The organism is Glycomyces algeriensis, from assembly GCF_027622855.1.
Classification (GTDB): Bacteria; Actinomycetota; Actinomycetes; order Mycobacteriales; family Micromonosporaceae; genus Glycomyces; species Glycomyces algeriensis.
On the sequence record NZ_JAPZVR010000001.1, the window covers coordinates 398,939 to 415,537 of the forward strand.

17 protein-coding genes and 1 riboswitch are annotated in these 16,599 nt (G+C 71.0%); of the genes, 11 read left to right on the forward strand and 6 right to left on the reverse strand.

Annotated features, from left to right (window positions below; translation table 11 throughout):
- Positions 1-34 precede the first annotated feature (34 nt).
- Genes O2L52_RS01585 through O2L52_RS01620 form a run of 8 tightly spaced genes read left to right on the forward strand, consistent with a single transcriptional unit; the run spans position 35 to position 10,250 of the window.
- The gene (locus tag O2L52_RS01585; protein ID WP_270113540.1) at positions 35-919 is read left to right on the forward strand and encodes an ROK family protein; all 885 of its coding nucleotides are present in this window, start codon (positions 35-37) and stop codon (positions 917-919) included.
- An 11-nt stretch (positions 920-930) separates the two neighbouring features.
- Positions 931-2,742, forward strand: coding sequence for a class I mannose-6-phosphate isomerase (locus O2L52_RS01590; protein WP_270113541.1), 1,812 nt, complete (start codon positions 931-933; stop codon positions 2,740-2,742).
- A gap of 39 nt (positions 2,743-2,781) precedes the next feature.
- The gene (locus tag O2L52_RS01595) at positions 2,782-4,044 is read left to right on the forward strand and encodes an ABC transporter substrate-binding protein (RefSeq protein ID WP_270113542.1); all 1,263 of its coding nucleotides are present in this window, start codon (positions 2,782-2,784) and stop codon (positions 4,042-4,044) included.
- A 6-nt stretch (positions 4,045-4,050) separates the two neighbouring features.
- Positions 4,051-5,001 (forward strand): carbohydrate ABC transporter permease, encoded by a 951-nt coding sequence (locus O2L52_RS01600; RefSeq protein ID WP_270113543.1) that lies wholly within the window; start codon positions 4,051-4,053, stop codon positions 4,999-5,001.
- Between the two features lies 1 nt (position 5,002).
- Entirely contained in the window at positions 5,003-5,830 is an 828-nt protein-coding gene (locus O2L52_RS01605) for a carbohydrate ABC transporter permease (RefSeq protein WP_270113544.1), read from the forward strand.
- Between the two features lie 7 nt (positions 5,831-5,837).
- Positions 5,838-7,973, forward strand: a complete 2,136-nt coding sequence (locus O2L52_RS01610; protein ID WP_270113545.1) for a glucosidase family protein — start codon at positions 5,838-5,840, stop codon at positions 7,971-7,973.
- On the forward strand, positions 7,970-9,121 hold the full coding sequence (locus O2L52_RS01615) for an SGNH/GDSL hydrolase family protein (protein WP_270113546.1): 1,152 nt from the start codon (positions 7,970-7,972) through the stop codon (positions 9,119-9,121). Before O2L52_RS01610 ends, O2L52_RS01615 begins: the two co-directional genes overlap by 4 nt.
- A 40-nt stretch (positions 9,122-9,161) precedes the next feature.
- Positions 9,162-10,250: a DUF4185 domain-containing protein gene (locus tag O2L52_RS01620; RefSeq protein WP_270113547.1), complete on the forward strand. Its 1,089-nt coding sequence runs from the start codon at positions 9,162-9,164 to the stop codon at positions 10,248-10,250.
- A 71-nt stretch (positions 10,251-10,321) separates the two neighbouring features.
- Here O2L52_RS01620 and O2L52_RS01625 read toward each other — a convergent pair whose 3' ends face one another.
- From O2L52_RS01625 to O2L52_RS01640, 4 genes are all read right to left on the reverse strand, one after another.
- On the reverse strand, positions 10,322-10,507 hold the full coding sequence (locus O2L52_RS01625; RefSeq protein WP_270113548.1) for a ferredoxin: 186 nt from the start codon (positions 10,505-10,507) through the stop codon (positions 10,322-10,324).
- Positions 10,504-11,403: a pyridoxamine 5'-phosphate oxidase family protein gene (locus O2L52_RS01630; RefSeq protein ID WP_270113549.1), complete on the reverse strand. Its 900-nt coding sequence runs from the start codon at positions 11,401-11,403 to the stop codon at positions 10,504-10,506. The genes O2L52_RS01625 and O2L52_RS01630 overlap by 4 nt, the downstream gene beginning before the upstream one ends.
- A gap of 69 nt (positions 11,404-11,472) precedes the next feature.
- The gene (locus O2L52_RS01635) at positions 11,473-11,922 is read right to left on the reverse strand and encodes a VOC family protein (protein ID WP_270113550.1); all 450 of its coding nucleotides are present in this window, start codon (positions 11,920-11,922) and stop codon (positions 11,473-11,475) included.
- Positions 11,923-12,153: 231 nt separating this feature from the next.
- Entirely contained in the window at positions 12,154-12,804 is a 651-nt protein-coding gene (locus tag O2L52_RS01640) for a CGNR zinc finger domain-containing protein (RefSeq protein WP_270113551.1), read from the reverse strand.
- A gap of 149 nt (positions 12,805-12,953) precedes the next feature.
- On the opposite strand from O2L52_RS01640, the gene O2L52_RS01645 reads away from it, so the two are divergent.
- A complete protein-coding gene (locus O2L52_RS01645; RefSeq protein WP_270113552.1) occupies positions 12,954-13,583 on the forward strand; it encodes a dihydrofolate reductase family protein in 630 nt (209 codons plus the stop codon).
- Between the two features lie 27 nt (positions 13,584-13,610).
- Here the strand turns inward: O2L52_RS01645 and O2L52_RS01650 are convergent, their stop codons facing one another.
- Positions 13,611-13,955 (reverse strand): DMT family transporter, encoded by a 345-nt coding sequence (locus O2L52_RS01650; protein WP_270113553.1) that lies wholly within the window; start codon positions 13,953-13,955, stop codon positions 13,611-13,613.
- Positions 13,956-13,957: 2 nt separating this feature from the next.
- Positions 13,958-14,272: a DMT family transporter gene (locus O2L52_RS01655; RefSeq protein WP_270113554.1), complete on the reverse strand. Its 315-nt coding sequence runs from the start codon at positions 14,270-14,272 to the stop codon at positions 13,958-13,960.
- Positions 14,273-14,289: 17 nt separating this feature from the next.
- A riboswitch (guanidine-III (ykkC-III) riboswitch) is annotated at positions 14,290-14,354 on the reverse strand.
- Between the two features lie 209 nt (positions 14,355-14,563).
- Here O2L52_RS01655 and O2L52_RS01660 point away from each other — a divergent pair.
- Both O2L52_RS01660 and O2L52_RS01665 read left to right on the forward strand, forming a co-directional pair.
- Positions 14,564-15,802: an L-talarate/galactarate dehydratase gene (locus tag O2L52_RS01660; protein WP_270113555.1), complete on the forward strand. Its 1,239-nt coding sequence runs from the start codon at positions 14,564-14,566 to the stop codon at positions 15,800-15,802.
- Positions 15,799-16,599, forward strand: a complete 801-nt coding sequence (locus tag O2L52_RS01665) for an IclR family transcriptional regulator (RefSeq protein WP_270113556.1) — start codon at positions 15,799-15,801, stop codon at positions 16,597-16,599. Before O2L52_RS01660 ends, O2L52_RS01665 begins: the two co-directional genes overlap by 4 nt.

A 16,599-nucleotide genomic window follows, 5' to 3' on the forward strand; every position in this document is an offset into this window, starting at 1 on the left:
ACCGACAGGCAGTGCGGCAGGAAGGAGACGGGCGATGGAGCTCTGCATCGACTTCGGCGGTTCCGAGATCAAGCTCGGCATCCTCGACCGGGGCGAACCGGTGCGCACCGCGACCGTGCCCACCGGCGCGAGAGACCTCGAACAGGTCCGCGACGCGGCGGCCGCGCTGCTCGCCGAGACCACGCCCCTGCAGGCCCCGGCCGCAGTGGGCATCGCCGTCCCCGGCGTCGTCGACCGCGCCGCCGGCCGCCTCGTCAAGGCCCACGACAAGCACCCGCGCCTCGACGGCCTCGACCTGATCGGCTGGGCCCGGGAGTCCTTCGGGCTGCGGGCCGTGATCGAGAACGACGCCCGCGCCGCGCTCGTCGGCGAGACCGCCACCGGCTCCGCGGCTGGAGCGCGCGATGCGGTCCTCATGAGCCTCGGCACCGGCATCGGCACCGCCGCGCTCATCGACGGGACCCTCCTCAGAGGAGCGCACGACCACGCGGGCATCCTCGGCGGGCACTTCACCGTCGACTTCGCCGGCGCCCCGTGCAACTGCGGCAACATCGGCTGCGCCGAGTCCATCGCCGGAGCCTGGGCCCTGCGCCGCGACCTCGCGGTGCGCGGCGACGCCGTCACCGACGTCAAGGCGCTGTTCGAGACCGACGACGACGCGGCACTCGCCTTGCGCGACAGGGCCGTCTGCGCCTGGGGCGCCACCGCCGTGTCGCTCTGCCACGCCTACGACCCCGACGTCGTGATCCTCACCGGCGGCATCCTGCGCGCCGGGACCGCCGTCGCCGCACCGATCGAGGCGTACGTCCGCGAGCACCTCTGGACCAGCTCGCACCGCCCCGCCTTCGTCGTCCCCGACCGCCCCGACCTCTCGGTGCTGCGCGGCCTCGCCGCCCTCGCCGCCGATCCCCGAAACTGAAGGAGCAGCAGTTGTCCACCGTCCCTCTCGGACAGTACGAGAAGCAGCCGACCGTCCCGCTGCCGGCAGACGCCCGCGTCCTCACCGGCGCGAGCGCCTGGGCCGCCGCCGCCGACGCGGCCGCCGCGAAAGCGGGCGAGCGCGCGCCGCTCATCGTGGTCGACGCCTACCCCGGAGCGGACCTCCCCCTGCTCGCCAAGGCGATCGCGGGCGCCCTCCCGGACTGGCGGATCGTCGACGTCGAGGACGCCGCCGCGCTCCCCATCGCGCACATCGACGCCCGCTTCGCGGACAACCTCACCGAGGACCGCGTCTTCGGCGTCCTCTCACACGCCACAGTGGACGCCTTCTATGACGCCGAGCGCCTCGACAAGCTCGCCGTCGAGGTCGACGGCGCCACCGGACCCACGGTCCTGCTCGGCTGGGGCGCCGACCTCGTCGCCCGGCGCCTCGCGCACCCGTACGCGCTGGTGCTCGCCGACATGGCCCGCTGGGAGCTCCAGCTGCGCCAGCGCGCCGGGGCCACCAACTGGCGCGCCGAGAACCCCGACGAGGATCAGCTGCGCAAGTACAAGCGGGGCTTCTTCGTCGAGTGGCGCGTGGCCGACCGGCACAAGACCACCCTGTTCGACCGGCTCGACTTCGTCTTGGACGCCAACGCGATCGGGTCCGCCGAGCCGACCGGCCGCACTGCCGGGATGATCACCGGCGAGGCGTTCCGCGCCGGACTCCGCGACGCCGCGCGCGCGCCCCTGCGGGTCGTCCCGTTCTTCGACCCCGGCGTGTGGGGCGGCCAGTGGATGAAGCAGCGGCTCGACCTCGACCCCGGCAAGCCGAACTACGCGTGGTGCTTCGACTGCGTGCCCGAGGAGAACTCGCTCCTGCTGGAGGACGCCGAAGGCGCGGTCGTCGAGATCCCCTCCCTCGACCTCGTGCTCGCGCAACCCGAAGCGCTGCTGGGGGAGCGGACCTACGCGCGGTTCGGCGCCGAGTTCCCGATCCGCTTCGACTTCCTCGACACCATGGAGGGCGGCAACCTCTCCCTCCAGGTGCACCCGCTCACCGACTACATCCAGCGCACCTTCGGGATGCACTACACGCAGGACGAGTCGTACTACATGCTCGACGCCGGGGACGACGCCGTCGTCTACCTCGGCACCAAGGACGGCGTCGACCGGGACGCGATGCTCGCCGACCTCCGCGCCGCCGAGACAGGCGAACGCCCCTTCCCCGCCGAGCGGTACGTGAACGCGTTCCCCGCCAAGAAGCACGACCACTTCCTCATCCCGGCCGGCACCATCCACAGCTCGGGCGCGAACTCGATGGTCCTGGAGATCTCGGCGACCCCGTTCATCTTCACCTTCAAGCTCTGGGACTGGGGCCGCCTCGGCCTCGACGGCGTCCCGCGCCCGGTCCACATCGACCACGGCGAGCGCAACCTCGTCTGGAAGCGCGATACGGCCTGGACCGAGGCGAACCTCGTCAACCGGGTTGAAACGATCACGAGCGAGGGCGATGTGGTCGAGGAGCGCACCGGGCTCCACGAGCTCGAGTTCATCGAGGTGCGCCGCCACTGGTTCGCCGAGGAGGTCACCCACGACACGGAGGGCACCGTCAACGTGCTCAACCTGGTCGAGGGCGACGAAGTCGAGATCACCAGCCCCACCGGGGCGTTCGCGCCCTACACGATCCACTACGCCGAGACGTTCATCGTCCCGGCCGCCGTCGGCCCCTACGTCATCCGCCGCACGGCCCGCTCCCGCAGCGAACGCTTCGGGACCGTCAAAGCCTCGGTCCGCGGCACCCGGACCAGCGAAGCCTGACCTGCAACCCCACCCCCTTACCGAACAAAGGAGTTCGCAATGCGATCCAGGAAGATCCCCGCCGCCATCGCGGCCGCCGCTGCCGCCTCGATGCTGCTCGCCTCGTGCGGCGGCGGCAGCGCCGACGACGGCGCCACCACCGGCACGCTCGACTTCTACACGAACAAGGCCGCCTGGGAGCCCGACTTCGACGAGCTGAACGCGCAGAGCGAGGGTGACGTCGACATCAGCCTCAACACCACCGGCTACTCCGACGCCGCCCAGTACGACGCGTTCATCAAGCAGTCCTTCCGCACCGACAAGAGCCCCGGCCTCTTCACCTGGCAGACCGGCCCCTCGCTCAGCGAACTCGTCGACGAGGGCCTGGTCGCCGAGACCACGGACATCTGGACCAAGGCCGTGGACGAGGGCTGGATCGCCGAGGACCTGAAGGAGGCCTACACCTTCGACGGCAAGCAGTACTGCGTGCCGATGAACGTCGCCTACTGGGTCATGTACTACAACAAGCCCCTCTTCGAGGAGCAGGGCATCGCCGAGCCCACCACCTGGGCCGAGCTCGACGCCGCCGCCGAGAAGCTCAAGGGCGCCGGAATCACCCCGTACTACCAGACCAGCACGCTGTTCACCTTCCCGTGGTTCCAGCAGCTCGTCGCCGGCACCGACCCCGAGCTCTACAACGGGCTCGCCACCGGCGAAGTGAAGTACACCGACCCGCGCATCGTCGAGATCATGGAGACCTGGCGCGCACAGCAAGAGGCCGGCTGGTTCAGCGACGCCGGCAGCACCGTCGATCCCGCCGTCGGCCTCAAGCAGGGCGACTTCGCGATGATCAACTTCGGGTCGTTCTTCAACGGCTCCCTCGACGGCGCCGGCATGGTCTCCGGCCAGGACTACGACATGTTCGTCATCCCGGCCGTGAACCCCGACCTCGGCACGACCCCCGTCGCGGTCGAGTCCGGGCCGCTCTGCGTCGCCGAGAACTCCTCCCAGAAGACCCTCGGCCTCGAGTACGCCGAGTGGTGGATGTCGCCCGACGCGCAGACCGCCTGGAGCGCCGCCCGCGGCGACGTCGCCTTCAACCCGCAGGCCACCGTGGCCGACCCGATACTCGAAGAGCTCGGCACCACCGTCGCCGGCGACGGGTACGAACGCTACGACCGCTACTACGAGGCCACGCCCACGCCGATCCTCACCGTCGCCCTCGAGCAGTTCGGCGCGTTCATCGCCAACCCGGGCGACCCGCTCCCGTTCCTGGAGACCATCCAGGCCGAAGCCGACGCCTACTGGGCAGACCAGGGGTAGCACCGCATGACGTCCGACCAGACCACTCTGAACCGCCCTGAGGAGCGGCTCCGCCGGTCCTCGGGGCCCGACCGGGCCGCACCGAAGCGCCCCAAGGACCCGTTCGCGCGGTCCGCCGCGGGGTTCATCGCGCCCGGCGTGATCCTCGTGGCCGTGCTGCTCTACCTGCCGCTGCTGTGGACCACCTTCCTCAGCCTCACCGAGTACAACGGCCTCGGCGACCCCGAGTGGGTCGGCTTCGCGAACTACCTGGAGATGTTCGACGACCCCGGGTTCATCGGCTCCGTGCTCAACACGCTGCTGTGGGTCGCCGGCACCCTCCTCGTCCCGGTCGGGATCGGGCTCGGCGTCGCCCTGCTCACCTGGAACCTCAAGGGCGGCACCTGGCTGCGCCTGCCGTTCCTCATCCCCTACGCCCTCTCCGGCATCGGGGTCGGCGTGATCTGGTCGTTCATCCTCTCCGGCGACGGCGCGCTCGACCAGGCGCTCGCCGCCTTCGGCATCCAGGACACGCCGCGCTGGCTCGTCGACGCCCCGCTCAACACGGTCGTGATGATCCTCGCGACCGCGTGGCAGGGCGTCGGCGTGAACGCGCTGCTCTTCACGATCGGCCTCCAGTCGATCCCGAAGGAGCCGCTGGAGGCGGCGCGGGTCGACGGCGCGAACGGGCTGCGCCTGTTCCGGAGCATCCTGTGGCCCATGCTCCGCCCGCTCACCGCGGTCGTCGTCGGCCTCTCGATCGTCGCGAGCCTCAAGACCTTCGACATCGTGCAGGGCATGACGAAGGGCGGGCCCGGCCGGGCCTCCGAGACGCTCGCGCTCACGATGTACAAGGAGACGTTCGTGAACAGCGAGTACGGCCTCGGTTCGGCGATCGCGGTGTTCCTCACCGTGGTCACGCTCGCGGCCTCGATCCTCTACCTGCGCCAGCAGCTCTCCAGCAAACACGGGGTCTGACATGCCGTTCAAGCACACCGCACGCATCGTCCGCACCGCCGTCCTGGTCGTCCTCGGCCTGTTCTGGCTCCTGCCGGTGTACCTGCTCCTGGTGAACGCCGCGAAGTCGCCGGAAACGTTCACCACCAAGGAGTCCTGGATCCCCACCGACTTCTCGCTGCTCGCGAACATGGCCGAGGCGGTGCGCCTCTCCGGGCTCGCCGAGAGCGCGGCGAGCACCCTGCTCTACGCGGTCGTCTCGCCCGCGATCGCCGTCGTGGTCGGCGCCGCGGCCGGGTTCGCTATCGTCGCGCTCCGGCTGCGGCACGGCTTCGCCTGGTTCGTGGTGGTCTTCGGGGGCACCGTGTTCCCGCTCCAGATGATCCTGCTGCCGCTGTTCGACGCCTACTCCCGGGTGGGCCTGTTCGACTCCCGGACGGGCATGATCATCGTCTACACGGCGATCTCGATCCCGTTTTCGGCCTTCGTGATGCGCAACTTCTTCACCGGCATCGCGCACAGCGTCTTCGAGGCGGCCGTGCTCGACGGGGCGTCGACCTGGCGCATCTTCGCCCGCGTCTACCTCCCGATGGCCTCCAGCGCGCTCGTCGCGGTCTTCATCCTGCAGGCCACCTTCATCTGGAACGACTTCCTGCTCGGCCTGGTGCTCAGCCAGTCCGACACCGTGCGGCCCATCGTGACCAGCCTCGCCGGGATGCAGAGCACCTACGGCGGCGCGCAGATGTCCACGGTGCTCGCGGGCGGCCTGCTCGTCTCACTGCCCACAGTGGTCCTGTTCCTGTTCACGCAGAAGTTCTTCGCCCGCGGCCTCGCCCTCGGGCAGTACTAGGAGTCCCATGCGCCTCATTCCCGACGTCGACGACCTCGCGGCCGACCCGGTCTCGCACCACTACGACGACATGATCGCGCCGAGCGGCCTCACCAACTTCCTCGGCACGGCCCGCGTCGACCACGACCTCACCGCGGTCAGCGCGGTCACCTTCCCGCCGGTGTCCCAGGGGCTCACCCGCACCGCGGCGTGCTTCGTGGACGGGCGCCTGGTCGAGTCCTACGGCGCCCCGATCACCCACGAGTGGCGGCCCGACCGGGTGCGCCGCAGCGCCACCCTGCCCGGCCTCGAGCTGGTCACGACGACCGTGTGCGCCCCAGGCGAAACCGCCGTCGCGATCGACATCAGCGTCACCAACACCGGCGACCGGGCCCGGACCGTGCCCCTCACGCTCACCCTCGCCGCCGGCGCGGCCCGATCCGAGGCGGCCTGGCTCGACGCGGTGGCCCCCGAAGCGGGCAACCGCGCCGCCATCGGCGCGTCCCGCCTGGCCTTCAGCGACCGGGACGGCACCGCGTGGAGCATCCAGGGCGTCGACACCGCAGCCGAGGTCCGCCTCTCGGGCATCGCCCCGATGGCAGGGGAGCACGAGGTCGGCATCGGCGGCATCGAACGCGGCGGCGAGGTCACCGTCGAGCTCGAACTCGCCCCCGGCGCGACCGGCCGCTTCGGCTACGTCCACGCCGTCGGCACCACTGAGGACGCCGCCACTGCGGCCTTCGAACGCGTCGCCGCCGACGTCCCGGGCACCATCGAAGGCGCCGAAGCGTTCTGGAACGGCCAGCTCGAAGCCGCCTTCACCCCCGGCAACGCCGAGTTCTCCGGCCACCTGCCCACATTGGAGACCGACTCCGACGCGCTGCGCCGCCTCTACTGGTGGGGCGCGCTCGGCACCATCTGGTTCCGGCGCGACTTCGCTGGCAACGTGCTCGGCCGCAGCTACGACACCCTCATGCCCAACTACTGGGCCACGACCACCTTCATCTGGGACTACAGCCTCAGCTCCATCACGCACGCCCTCCTCGACCCCGAGCCGATGAAGGCCCAGCTGCGGCACTGGATCGCCTCCGACATCCACACGCATTTCGGCACCTCCTCGCTCACCGGCGGGCCCGTGGGCCGCTGGTACTCGGTCAACGACTACGCCATGACCCGGCTCGTGCACGACTACCTGCGGTTCACCCGCGACACCGCCCTCCTCGACGAGACCCCCGGGGACCGGCCCGTCCGCGAGCACCTGCGCGACTGGGCGCTGGCCTGGCAGTCGCTGCGCGGCACGGGCCCGCTCGCCGACTACGGCGAGATCGACAACCTCCTCGAATGCGTCAGCTCCTACACCCACGAGGTCGCGAGCCTGAACGCGGCGAACGTGTGGAACCTGCGCACTGTGGCGGACATCCTTGCCGCCGAAGGCGACACGGACGGATCCGCCGCGCTCGCCGCGGAGGCGGAGGCGCTCGTCAAATCCGTGGCCGACCTCTACCTGCCGGGCACCGGCCACTTCGCGGCCCGCCAGCCGGACGGCACCCGCGTGCCGGTGCGGCACGTCTACGACTTCAGCGTCGTCGGCACCACCATCGCCGCCGACCTCGACGAGCGGACGCGGCGCGAGATGGTCGAGTTCTACCAGCGCGAGCTGCGGACCGAGGCCTGGCTCCGGTCACTGTCCCCATGGGACCCTGATGCGAGCTTCAGTCCCCGCCCGGACCACCAGTGGAACGGCGCGTACCCGGCCTGGCCGGCCGACGCGGCGCGCTCCCTCGTGGCGCTCGGCGCGCCCGAGGTCGCCATCGACTGGCTGCCCGGGCTGGCACGCTCGGCGAACCAGGGCCCGCCCGGTCAGGCGCACTTCACCGAGGAGGCCGTGCCGCCGGTGAACGGCGGCGCGCGCAAGGCCCCGCCGCAGCTGCCGTACATCATCGACTGGGCGTGCTCCTCGGCCGGAGCGTATGTGGCCCTGGTGATCGAGTCGTTCTTCGGCGTCGACCCGCGGCTCGGCTCCGCCGATATCGACACGTCGCAGGGGTGCATCGCCGACCTCGATCCGAGCGCGGTCCTGCGCGGCCTGCGACTCGGGGACCGCATCGTGGACATTTTTGCAGACGGCACTGTCGCCGACGGCACCGTCACCGATGCCGCATGACCCTGCAGCCCTTCGACATTCACCCCTCGATGGTCCGCGGCGCGGTCGACGTCGAGGCCACTGAGCGCGGCCTGGTCCCGCACCGCCTGCCGCAGTGGGCGAGGCGGCAGATCCCGGACCGGTTCATGGTGCAGACGAGCGCGGAGAGCGCCGGAGTGCGGCTCGCGATCCGCACGGCCGCCAACGTGATCGAGCTCGACGTGCAGGCCCGGCGCATCGCCGCCGACGCCGAGGCGCCGATGCCGCCGAGCGTCTACGAGCTCACCGAGCGCGGCGCGGTCGTCGCGACCGCCGAAGCCCCGGTCGGCTCCCGCTTCGTGTTCACCTTCGAGCGCCCGGACGGCGAGATCGTGCCGGGTCCTGACGCGACCGTGCGCTTCGAGGGCCTGAGCACCGGCGCCGAGCGCGACCTGGAACTGTGGCTCCCGTACTACGACCACGTCGAACTGCTCGCCCTCCGCGCCGACGCCCCGGTCACGGCCGTGCCGGACGGCGGCGCGCTCCGGTGGGTGCACCACGGCAGCTCGATCAGCCACGGCTACCGGGCCGCCTCCACCACGGGCACCTGGCCGGTGGTCGCGGCGCTCAAAGCCGGTGCGGCCCTGACGAACCTGGCGTTCAGCGGCAACGCCATGCTCGACCCGTTCACCGCCAGGACGATGCGCGACACGGCCGCCGACCTCATCAGCCTGAAGATCGGCATCAACCTCGTCTGCGGGGACGTGATGCGGGTGCGCGGGTTCCGCCCCGCGGTCGACGGCTTCCTCGACACGATCCGCGACGGCCACCCGGGCACGCCGATCGTGGTCGTCTCGCCGATCTGGTGCGAGCCGGTCGAGACCGCGGCCGGACCGACCATGCAGGACCCCGAACGGGCCGAGGAGTGGTCGATCGCGGCGGGCAGCGAGGCCGACACCGAGGCCGGCAAGCTCTCGCTGCGCGTCATCCGCGCCGAACTCGCCGCCGTCGTCGAGCGCCGCCGCGCCGACGGCGACCGGCTGCTCCACTACCTCGACGGCCTCTCGCTCTACGGCGAGGCCGACGCCGCCGCGATGCCCCTGCCCGACAACCTGCACCCCGGCCCGGACGTGCAGCGCCTCATCGGCGAGCGCTTCGCCGCCGGCGTCCTCGCCGAGCACGCCTCCTGACCGTCCCCTCCACGTCCATGACCCTGCAAAGGAGCAGACCATGACCCGCAGACCGATCACCCTCGCGGTGGCCGCCGGACTGGCGACCGCCCTCGTACCCCTGACCGCCGCCGCGGCGGCCCCGATCGCGTGCCCGCCGACCGGCACCGAGATCAACACCGAGCTCACCGAGCGCTTCGGCACCTACGGCGACACCGCCGGGCGCTGGACCGGCTCCGACTCCGCGTACAGCGTCGACCTGCCTGACGGCTCGACCGCGTGGATCTACTCCGACACGTTCATGGGCGAGGTCGACGCGAACGGCGGCCGGCCCGCCGACTCGCCGTTCCTCCACAACTCGATCGTCGTGGACGACGACGGCGTCCTCACCACCCACACCGGCGGCACCGAGGCCGCCCCCGAATCGCTCGTCAAGGTCGCGGGCGCCGACGAGACGCAGCGCTGGTACTGGTTCGGCGACGCCACGGTCGAGGACGGCATGCTCCGCGTCATGCTGCTCGAGTTCATCAAGACCGGCACCGGCGTGTTCGACTTCAAGTTCACCGGCAACGCCGTCGCCACGATCGACCCGGCCGACATGAGCCTCGTGTCGGTCACCGACCTGCCGGACTCCACGATCAACTGGGGCTCGGCGATCTACGAGGACCCCGCGGACGGCTACACCTACGTCTTCGGCGTCGAGGACAACCAGGCGCAGAAGTACGCCCACCTGGCCCGCGTCCCCTCCGGCTCGCTGACCACCGCGGACTGGGAGTACTTCGGCGAGGGGGAGTGGAGCACCGATCCGGCCGCGTCCAGCCGCATCCTCGAAGGCGTCTCGAACGAGTTCAGCGTCTCCCGCTTCCAGGGGAAGTTCACGCTCGTCACCGGTGACGCGACCGAACCGCTCAGCGCCAAGATCGTGATGTACCGCAGCGCCTCCATCACCGGCCCCTACACCGGCAAGACCGAGCTGTACACGACCCCGGAGACCGGCGGGAACGTCTTCACCTACAACGCGAAGGCCCACCCGAACCTCGGCGACCGCGACACCCTCGTCGTCACGTACAACGTGAACACCTTCCAAGGCAGCGACCACTACACGGACGCCCGCCTGTACCGCCCCCGCTACGTCGACGTGCACTTCTAGAGACCCGACACCGCAACACCCCCCGGGCCGGAGACCACGAGTCTCCGGCCCGGATCGCCTTCTGCCGCAGGTCAGTCGATGAGGATGGCCTGCAGCGGGCACGCGCGGGCGGCCTGCTCCACCTCCTCGGCGAACGCATCGTCGGGGTCGGCGTCGTACACGAGGCCGCCCTCGTCATCGATGCCGAAGACGTCGGGCGCGGTGAAGACGCACTGGGCCAGCACTTGGCAGCGGGAGCGGTCGACGCGGACCTTCATGGGGTTTCCTTTCTGGGATTGAACTTGGAGTAGCCGCCGAACGCCCACCGCAGCGTCAGGGCGCCGTCGATCTGGACGGCGCGTTCGAGCGCGAACCGGACGAGCCGCTGCGCGCCGGGGACCTCGGCGGCGCGGCCCGGATCCCAGTCGACGCGGGCCGTCCCGGTCAGGTGCAGGGTCCGGCCCCGCTCCCAGTCCAGGAACAGCAGGCCGCAACGCGGGTCGAGCTCGAGGTTGCCGAGGGTCATGTACATCGAGTTGCCGAGGTAGTCGGGCCAGACCAGGCCTTGATCGCCGGTGAGGGCGACGAAGCCGGGGTTCCCGCCCCGGTGCGAGGCGTCCGCGCCGAGCTCCCCGGCGCGGGTGGCGACGAAGAACGTGTCCGACGCGGCGATCCAGTCCTGCTGCTCGGGTGTGAGCCGCGCCGAAGCGCGCGCCGTCCCCGGCCCCGGCCGGGTCGCCACGGCCTCGGGCGTGCGGGCCTGGATGTACTTGGGGCAGTTGGCGTAGACCTGCTCGGTGCGGATCTCGAGCCGGTCGCCGATTCGGCGCGCGCCGCCGTTGACGCGCATCCGGCGGCGGGTGGCCGGCTCGATCGCGAGCATGCCCAGGTCCCGTTCGGTGTCGAACAGTCCGGCCAGCGGATCGGAGCCGGCCGGTACGCGGTCGACGGTGATCGTCCGTTCGCCGGTGGCCTCCACGAAGCCTTCGGGACCGGCGAGGGCGCTCGTCCAGACCGCGCCGTCGTCGTCGGCGGCGCCGACCACGACCATGCGCTGGCGGGCGATGAACTCGGCGGCGATCGCCGGGATCGCCGGGTCCACTCCGGCCGAGCCCCAGGCGGGGAGGTCGAGGCCGACCCGGCGCTGGACGGCGCGTTCTCCCTTGTGGAACATGGTGCTCCTTTCGGGGGCGTGGGGGGGGGGGGGGGCGCGCCCCCCCCCCCCGCCGTCGTGCATCGGCGTCTAGAAGAAGCCGCAGGTGGGTGCGCCCTTGACCGGCGCGGGGGCGGTGTCGGCGCCGGTGGGGGCGTAGATCTCGAGGCGGGTGCCGTCGGGGTCGGTGAAGAACACGCCGCCGGAGGCGGCGCCTTCGCCGTGGGGGACGACGCCGTCGTAGTACAGCTCGACGCCGGCGGCCTTGAGGGCGGCCTCGGCCCGGCGCACGGTCTCGATGTCGGGCGCCTCGAACGAGAGGTGGTGCAGGCCGGGGCGGCGCGTGTCGAAGGCGCCTTCGCTCTGCTCCCACAGGGCCAGGACGATGTCGTCGTCGCCGAGGAAGGCGAACCGGTCCTCGCCCTCGGTCTTCTCGCCGATGAGGCCGAGGCCGAAGATCTCGCGGTAGAAGGCGACCGACCGGGGGAGGTCGGTGACATTGATGCCTACGTGGCCGGTCTTGAGTGCCGTTGCGGTCATGGGTGCTCCACGGGTGAGAAGGAACTGTCGCGAAGGGACTGAACGCGGTCAGACGCGCTTCGATTGTCTAACGGTTGATCCGTTAGAAGAAGCTTCCCATGCGTTCCTAATGATTGCAACGCGTGCAACCATTAGAATTCTGTGACGGTCGTCGCTGCCCCTCGCCATCTGTTGGCGGGCAGGCGAAAACACCGCACGACCGATGGTCGTGCGGTGTGGAGGCGGTGGGCGTCAGCCCTCGGGAGCGGTGCGGTGCCGGGCGTAGTACCGGGCGGCGCGGGCGCGGTTGCCGCACCCGGCCGAGCACCACTCGCGGCGCGGGTGGTCCTTGGCGAAATACAGCACGCAGCCCGGCCCGTAGCAGGCGCGCAGGTCTTCCCGGCCCGGGCCGGTGAGCAGCTCGATGCCCTGGACGGCAAGGGCGGCAAGGCATTGCGACACCGGATCGGCCTCGCTGGAGTAGCGACGCACCAGTGCGCCGCCTTCGAATGCAGGGTCGGGTGCAGGGTCGAGTGTGGAGTCGGGTGCAGCGTCGGGACCGGACTCGGGAGCAGAGCCGAGTGCGAGCACCGGCCAGGCCGGCGCCAGCGCGGCCGCCCGGTTGACCTCGGCCACGGCCTCGGTGACCTCCCGCATCGGGGAGGCGGCGGCGGTCCGGGTGTCCTCGGTGGCGAACGCGGCCAGGCGCCGCAGCGCGTCGCGCAGGGACCGGAAGCGCGCGAGGTCGGCATCGCCGGTCTCGGCGGTGGTGCCGACCGCGTCGATCCAGGTGCGGAGGTCGGCGGCGGACTCGAGGTCGTCGTGGAGGCCGGAGCGGTCGGCCCAGGTCGTGTTCATCAACCGGACCGGCGCCGGCTCGCCGGGAAGCAGCAGCGCAGGCATGTTCTAACGGTAACAGCACCCTCCAAGCATTGCGTCCGGTGCGACCGCGAGTCCGCCGGGCCCGCGTCGCCCCGATGCCGCCGTCCCGATGAGTTTCGGCCCGTAGCGTCGTCGGTATACCTGAGGACCACCGAGTAGAGGAGCAGCAGATGGGCAAGCTCATCGTCACCGAGTTCATGTCGATCGACGGCGTGGGCCAAGCCCCCGGCGCGCCCGAGGAGGACCCCGAGGGCGGTTTCGCCTACGGCGGCTGGCAGGCCCCGCTCATCGACCGCGATGAGGAGCACTTCATCTTCGAGCAGGCCAAGGGCATGGACGCGCTCCTGCTCGGCCGCCGCACGTACGACATCTTCGCCGGCTACTGGCCCACGGCCCCCGTGGAGTTCGACTTCACCGCGCTCATCAACCGCGTCCCCAAGTTCGTCGCCTCCCGCACGCTCGAATCGCCGCTGAGCTGGGACAATGCGAGCCTCCTGCAGGGCGACCTGGCCGAATCCGTGGCGGACCTCAAGGACCGCTTCGGGCACGTCCACGTCATCGGCAGCCTCGAGCTGGTGCAGTCGCTCCTGCGGCTCGGCCTCGTCGACCATCTCAACCTGTGGGTCTACCCGCTCGTCCTCGCCCAGGGCAAGCGCGTCTTCGCGGACGGCGCGGTGCCCACCGCGCTGCGCCTGACCGAATCGCGGGTGTTCGCGAACGGCACGGTCAAGCTCGAGTACGAGACCGCGGGCGAGCCCGCGGTGGGCGACATCGACGCGGACGTCGACCGCCTCACGTAGGGCCTGCCCGGTGGACCCGGAAGGGCGCTATTCGGAGGCCTCGCGCTCCTCCGGCCCGTGCGAGACCAGCTTCAGACCGATCACGGCCCCGATGACGCCGATCAGGAACACCACCTTCAGTACCGAGACGGCCTCTTCGCCGGTGGCCATCGCGTAGGCGACGGTCAGGGCCGCGCCGATCCCCACCCACACCGCGTACGCGGTGCCGATCGGCAGGTGCTTTGCGGCCCAGCCGAGTCCGAGCATGCTGCCGATGAGGGCCGTGAAGAACACGAGCGTGGGCACGGGCTCGGCGAGCCCGCCGGACTCGCCGAGCGCGGTCGCCCACACGGCTTCGAGCACGGCGCTGGCGACCAGGACGATCCAAGGCATGGTCAGCTCACCGCCTTCAGGCCCACGACCGAGCCGAGCAGCAGGACCAGCAGGAGCGAGCGCGCGACGGTGAACCGCTCCTCGCCTCTGATGAAGCCCCACACGAGGGTGAGGGACGCGCCGATGCCGACCCACACCGCGTAGGCGGTGCCGGTGGGGAGCGAGAGCATCGCCCAGGCCAGGCCGGCCATGCTCAGCGCCAGGGCGAGAATGAACAGGATGGTGGGTTTGCGCCGTTTGAAACCCTTGGATTCGGAGAGTGCGGTGGCCCAGACGGCCTCCATCATCCCCGCGGCGACCAGGACGATCCATGCCATGACGACAGCCTCGACTTTCCGGCCGTCTTGTCGTGGTGCGGGTACAGCTCCCTCGTCCGCGGACCCGGTCACCGGATCCCACTTCCGATGGTAGTCGCCCCGCCGGGAACGTCAATGCCAGAGCGGTCACACCGCGAGGTCCGCCCGCGCGGCTGACGTGCGCCTTCGGTCCGGGCGCCGGAACCGGGCCCCTTGCGTCGCTCCGCGGCCCTGGCCTAAGCTCGTCACGTCCCATTCATCGATATGAATTCCCAATGAATGGGACTGTCCCGCACCGGAAAGCGAGCCGCCATGTCCAGTGAATCCACCTTCATCGAGCGAACGAGCGCCACCGAGACCAGCGCGGTCAACGAGCGCCACTTCAGCGCCCTCCAGCGGGGCGAGGCGAGCGTCGACCGCATCGCCTCCGTGCGGATCTCGCACGCGATCCTCCCGCTCAAGACCTCCATCAGCGACGCGAAGGTCCTGACCGGCCGCCAGAAGCCGATGACCGAGATCGCGTTCCTGTTCGCGGAGATCCGCACCGAGTCCGGCCTCGAAGGCGTCGGCTACGGCTACTCCAAGCGCGCCGGCGGCAAGGGCCAGTACGCGCACGCCCGCGAGATCGCCCCCGATCTCATCGGCGAGGACCCCAACGACATCCAGCGCATCTGGACCAAGCTCGTGTGGTCCGGCGCCTCCGTCGGTCGCAGTGGACTGTCCACTCAGGCCATCGCCGCGTTCGACATCGCCCTGTGGGACCTCAAGGCCAAGCGCGCCGGCCTGCCCCTGGCGAAACTCCTCGGCGCCCACCGCGACTCCGTGGCCTGCTACAACACCTCCGGCGGCTTCCTCTCCTCCTCCATCGAAGAGGTCCTGGAGAACACCGACGCGGCCATCGCGAACGGCATCGGCGGCATCAAGATCAAGGTCGGCCAGCCCGACACTCGCATCGACCTGCGCCGCGTCGCCGCCGTCCGCGAGCACCTGGGCGAGGACTTCCCGCTCATGGTCGACGCCAACCAGCAGTGGAACCGCAGCACCGCGATCCGCATGGGCCGCAACCTGGAACCGTTCGAGCTCACCTGGATCGAGGAGCCCCTCGACGCCTACGACGCCGAAGGCCACGCCGACCTCGCCCGCGAACTCGCCACCCCCATCGCCACCGGCGAGATGCTCACCAGCGCCGCCGAGCACGCCGAGCTCATCCGCCACCGCAGCGTCGACTTCATCCAGCCCGACGCGCCCCGCGTCGGCGGCATCACCCCGTTCCTCAAGATCATGGCCCTCGGCGAGCACGCCCGCGTCCGCATGGCACCCCACTTCGCCATGGAGATCCACCTCCACCTCGCCGCCGCCTACGAGCACGACCCGTGGGTCGAGCACTTCGAATGGCTCGAGCCGCTGTTCAACGAACGCCTCGAGACCGTGGGCGGCCGCATGATCGTGCCCGCCCGCCCCGGCCTCGGGTTCAGTCTCAGCGAGCAGGCCCGCGCCTGGACCCAGGCCACCGAACGGTTCGGCTCCGCACAGTTCGAGGGCGCCGCATGACACCCCGCGCCGAGGGCCCCAAGGGCGCACTCGACCGGGCCCTGGAGATCCTCGAAGTGCTCACCATGCGCGGCAAGGCGACCACCTCCGAACTCGTCGAAGCCGTCGGCGTGAGCCGCAGCGCCGTCTACCGCCTCGTCGAACGCCTCGAGACCGCCGAGTACCTGACCCTCGCCGAGGGCCAGTGGCGCCTCGGCCCGGCCGCCGCCCGGATGGCGATGGCCGCCCTGCACAACATGGACGTCCACGCCATCGCCCCGCCGATCCTGCGCGACCTCGCGCACCGCACCGGCGAGACCGTCAGCCTCGGCGTGCACAGCGGCGACGAGATCGTGTTCGTCTTCCGCGAGATCGGCCACCAGGCCGTGCACGTCCGCTCCGAGCTCGGCGCGCGCCGGCCGCTGCACGCCACCTCCGTGGGCAAGGCCTACCTCGCCGGGCTCGCCCCCGAGCACCGCGAGCAGACCATCGCGCGACTCCCGATGGAGGCCTTCACCAAAGCCACCGTCTGCGACCGCGACCGCCTCCGCGAGGCCGTCACCGAAGCGCGCCGCCGCGGCTGGGCCGAGGAGCACGGCGAGTTCGACGCCGGCAGCACCTGCTTCGGCGCACCCGTGTTCGACCAGAGCGGCGCGGTCGTCGCCGCCATCAGCATCGCTGGGCCGACCGACCGCATGGACGCCGCCCGCGACCCCTTCGGCCCCCTCGTGGCCGAGACCGCCGCCGCCCTCTCCCGCCGCCTCGGCTACAGCGACCGGACGCCGCCGCAAGCGGCCCGAGCACACCAAGGAGCCTGA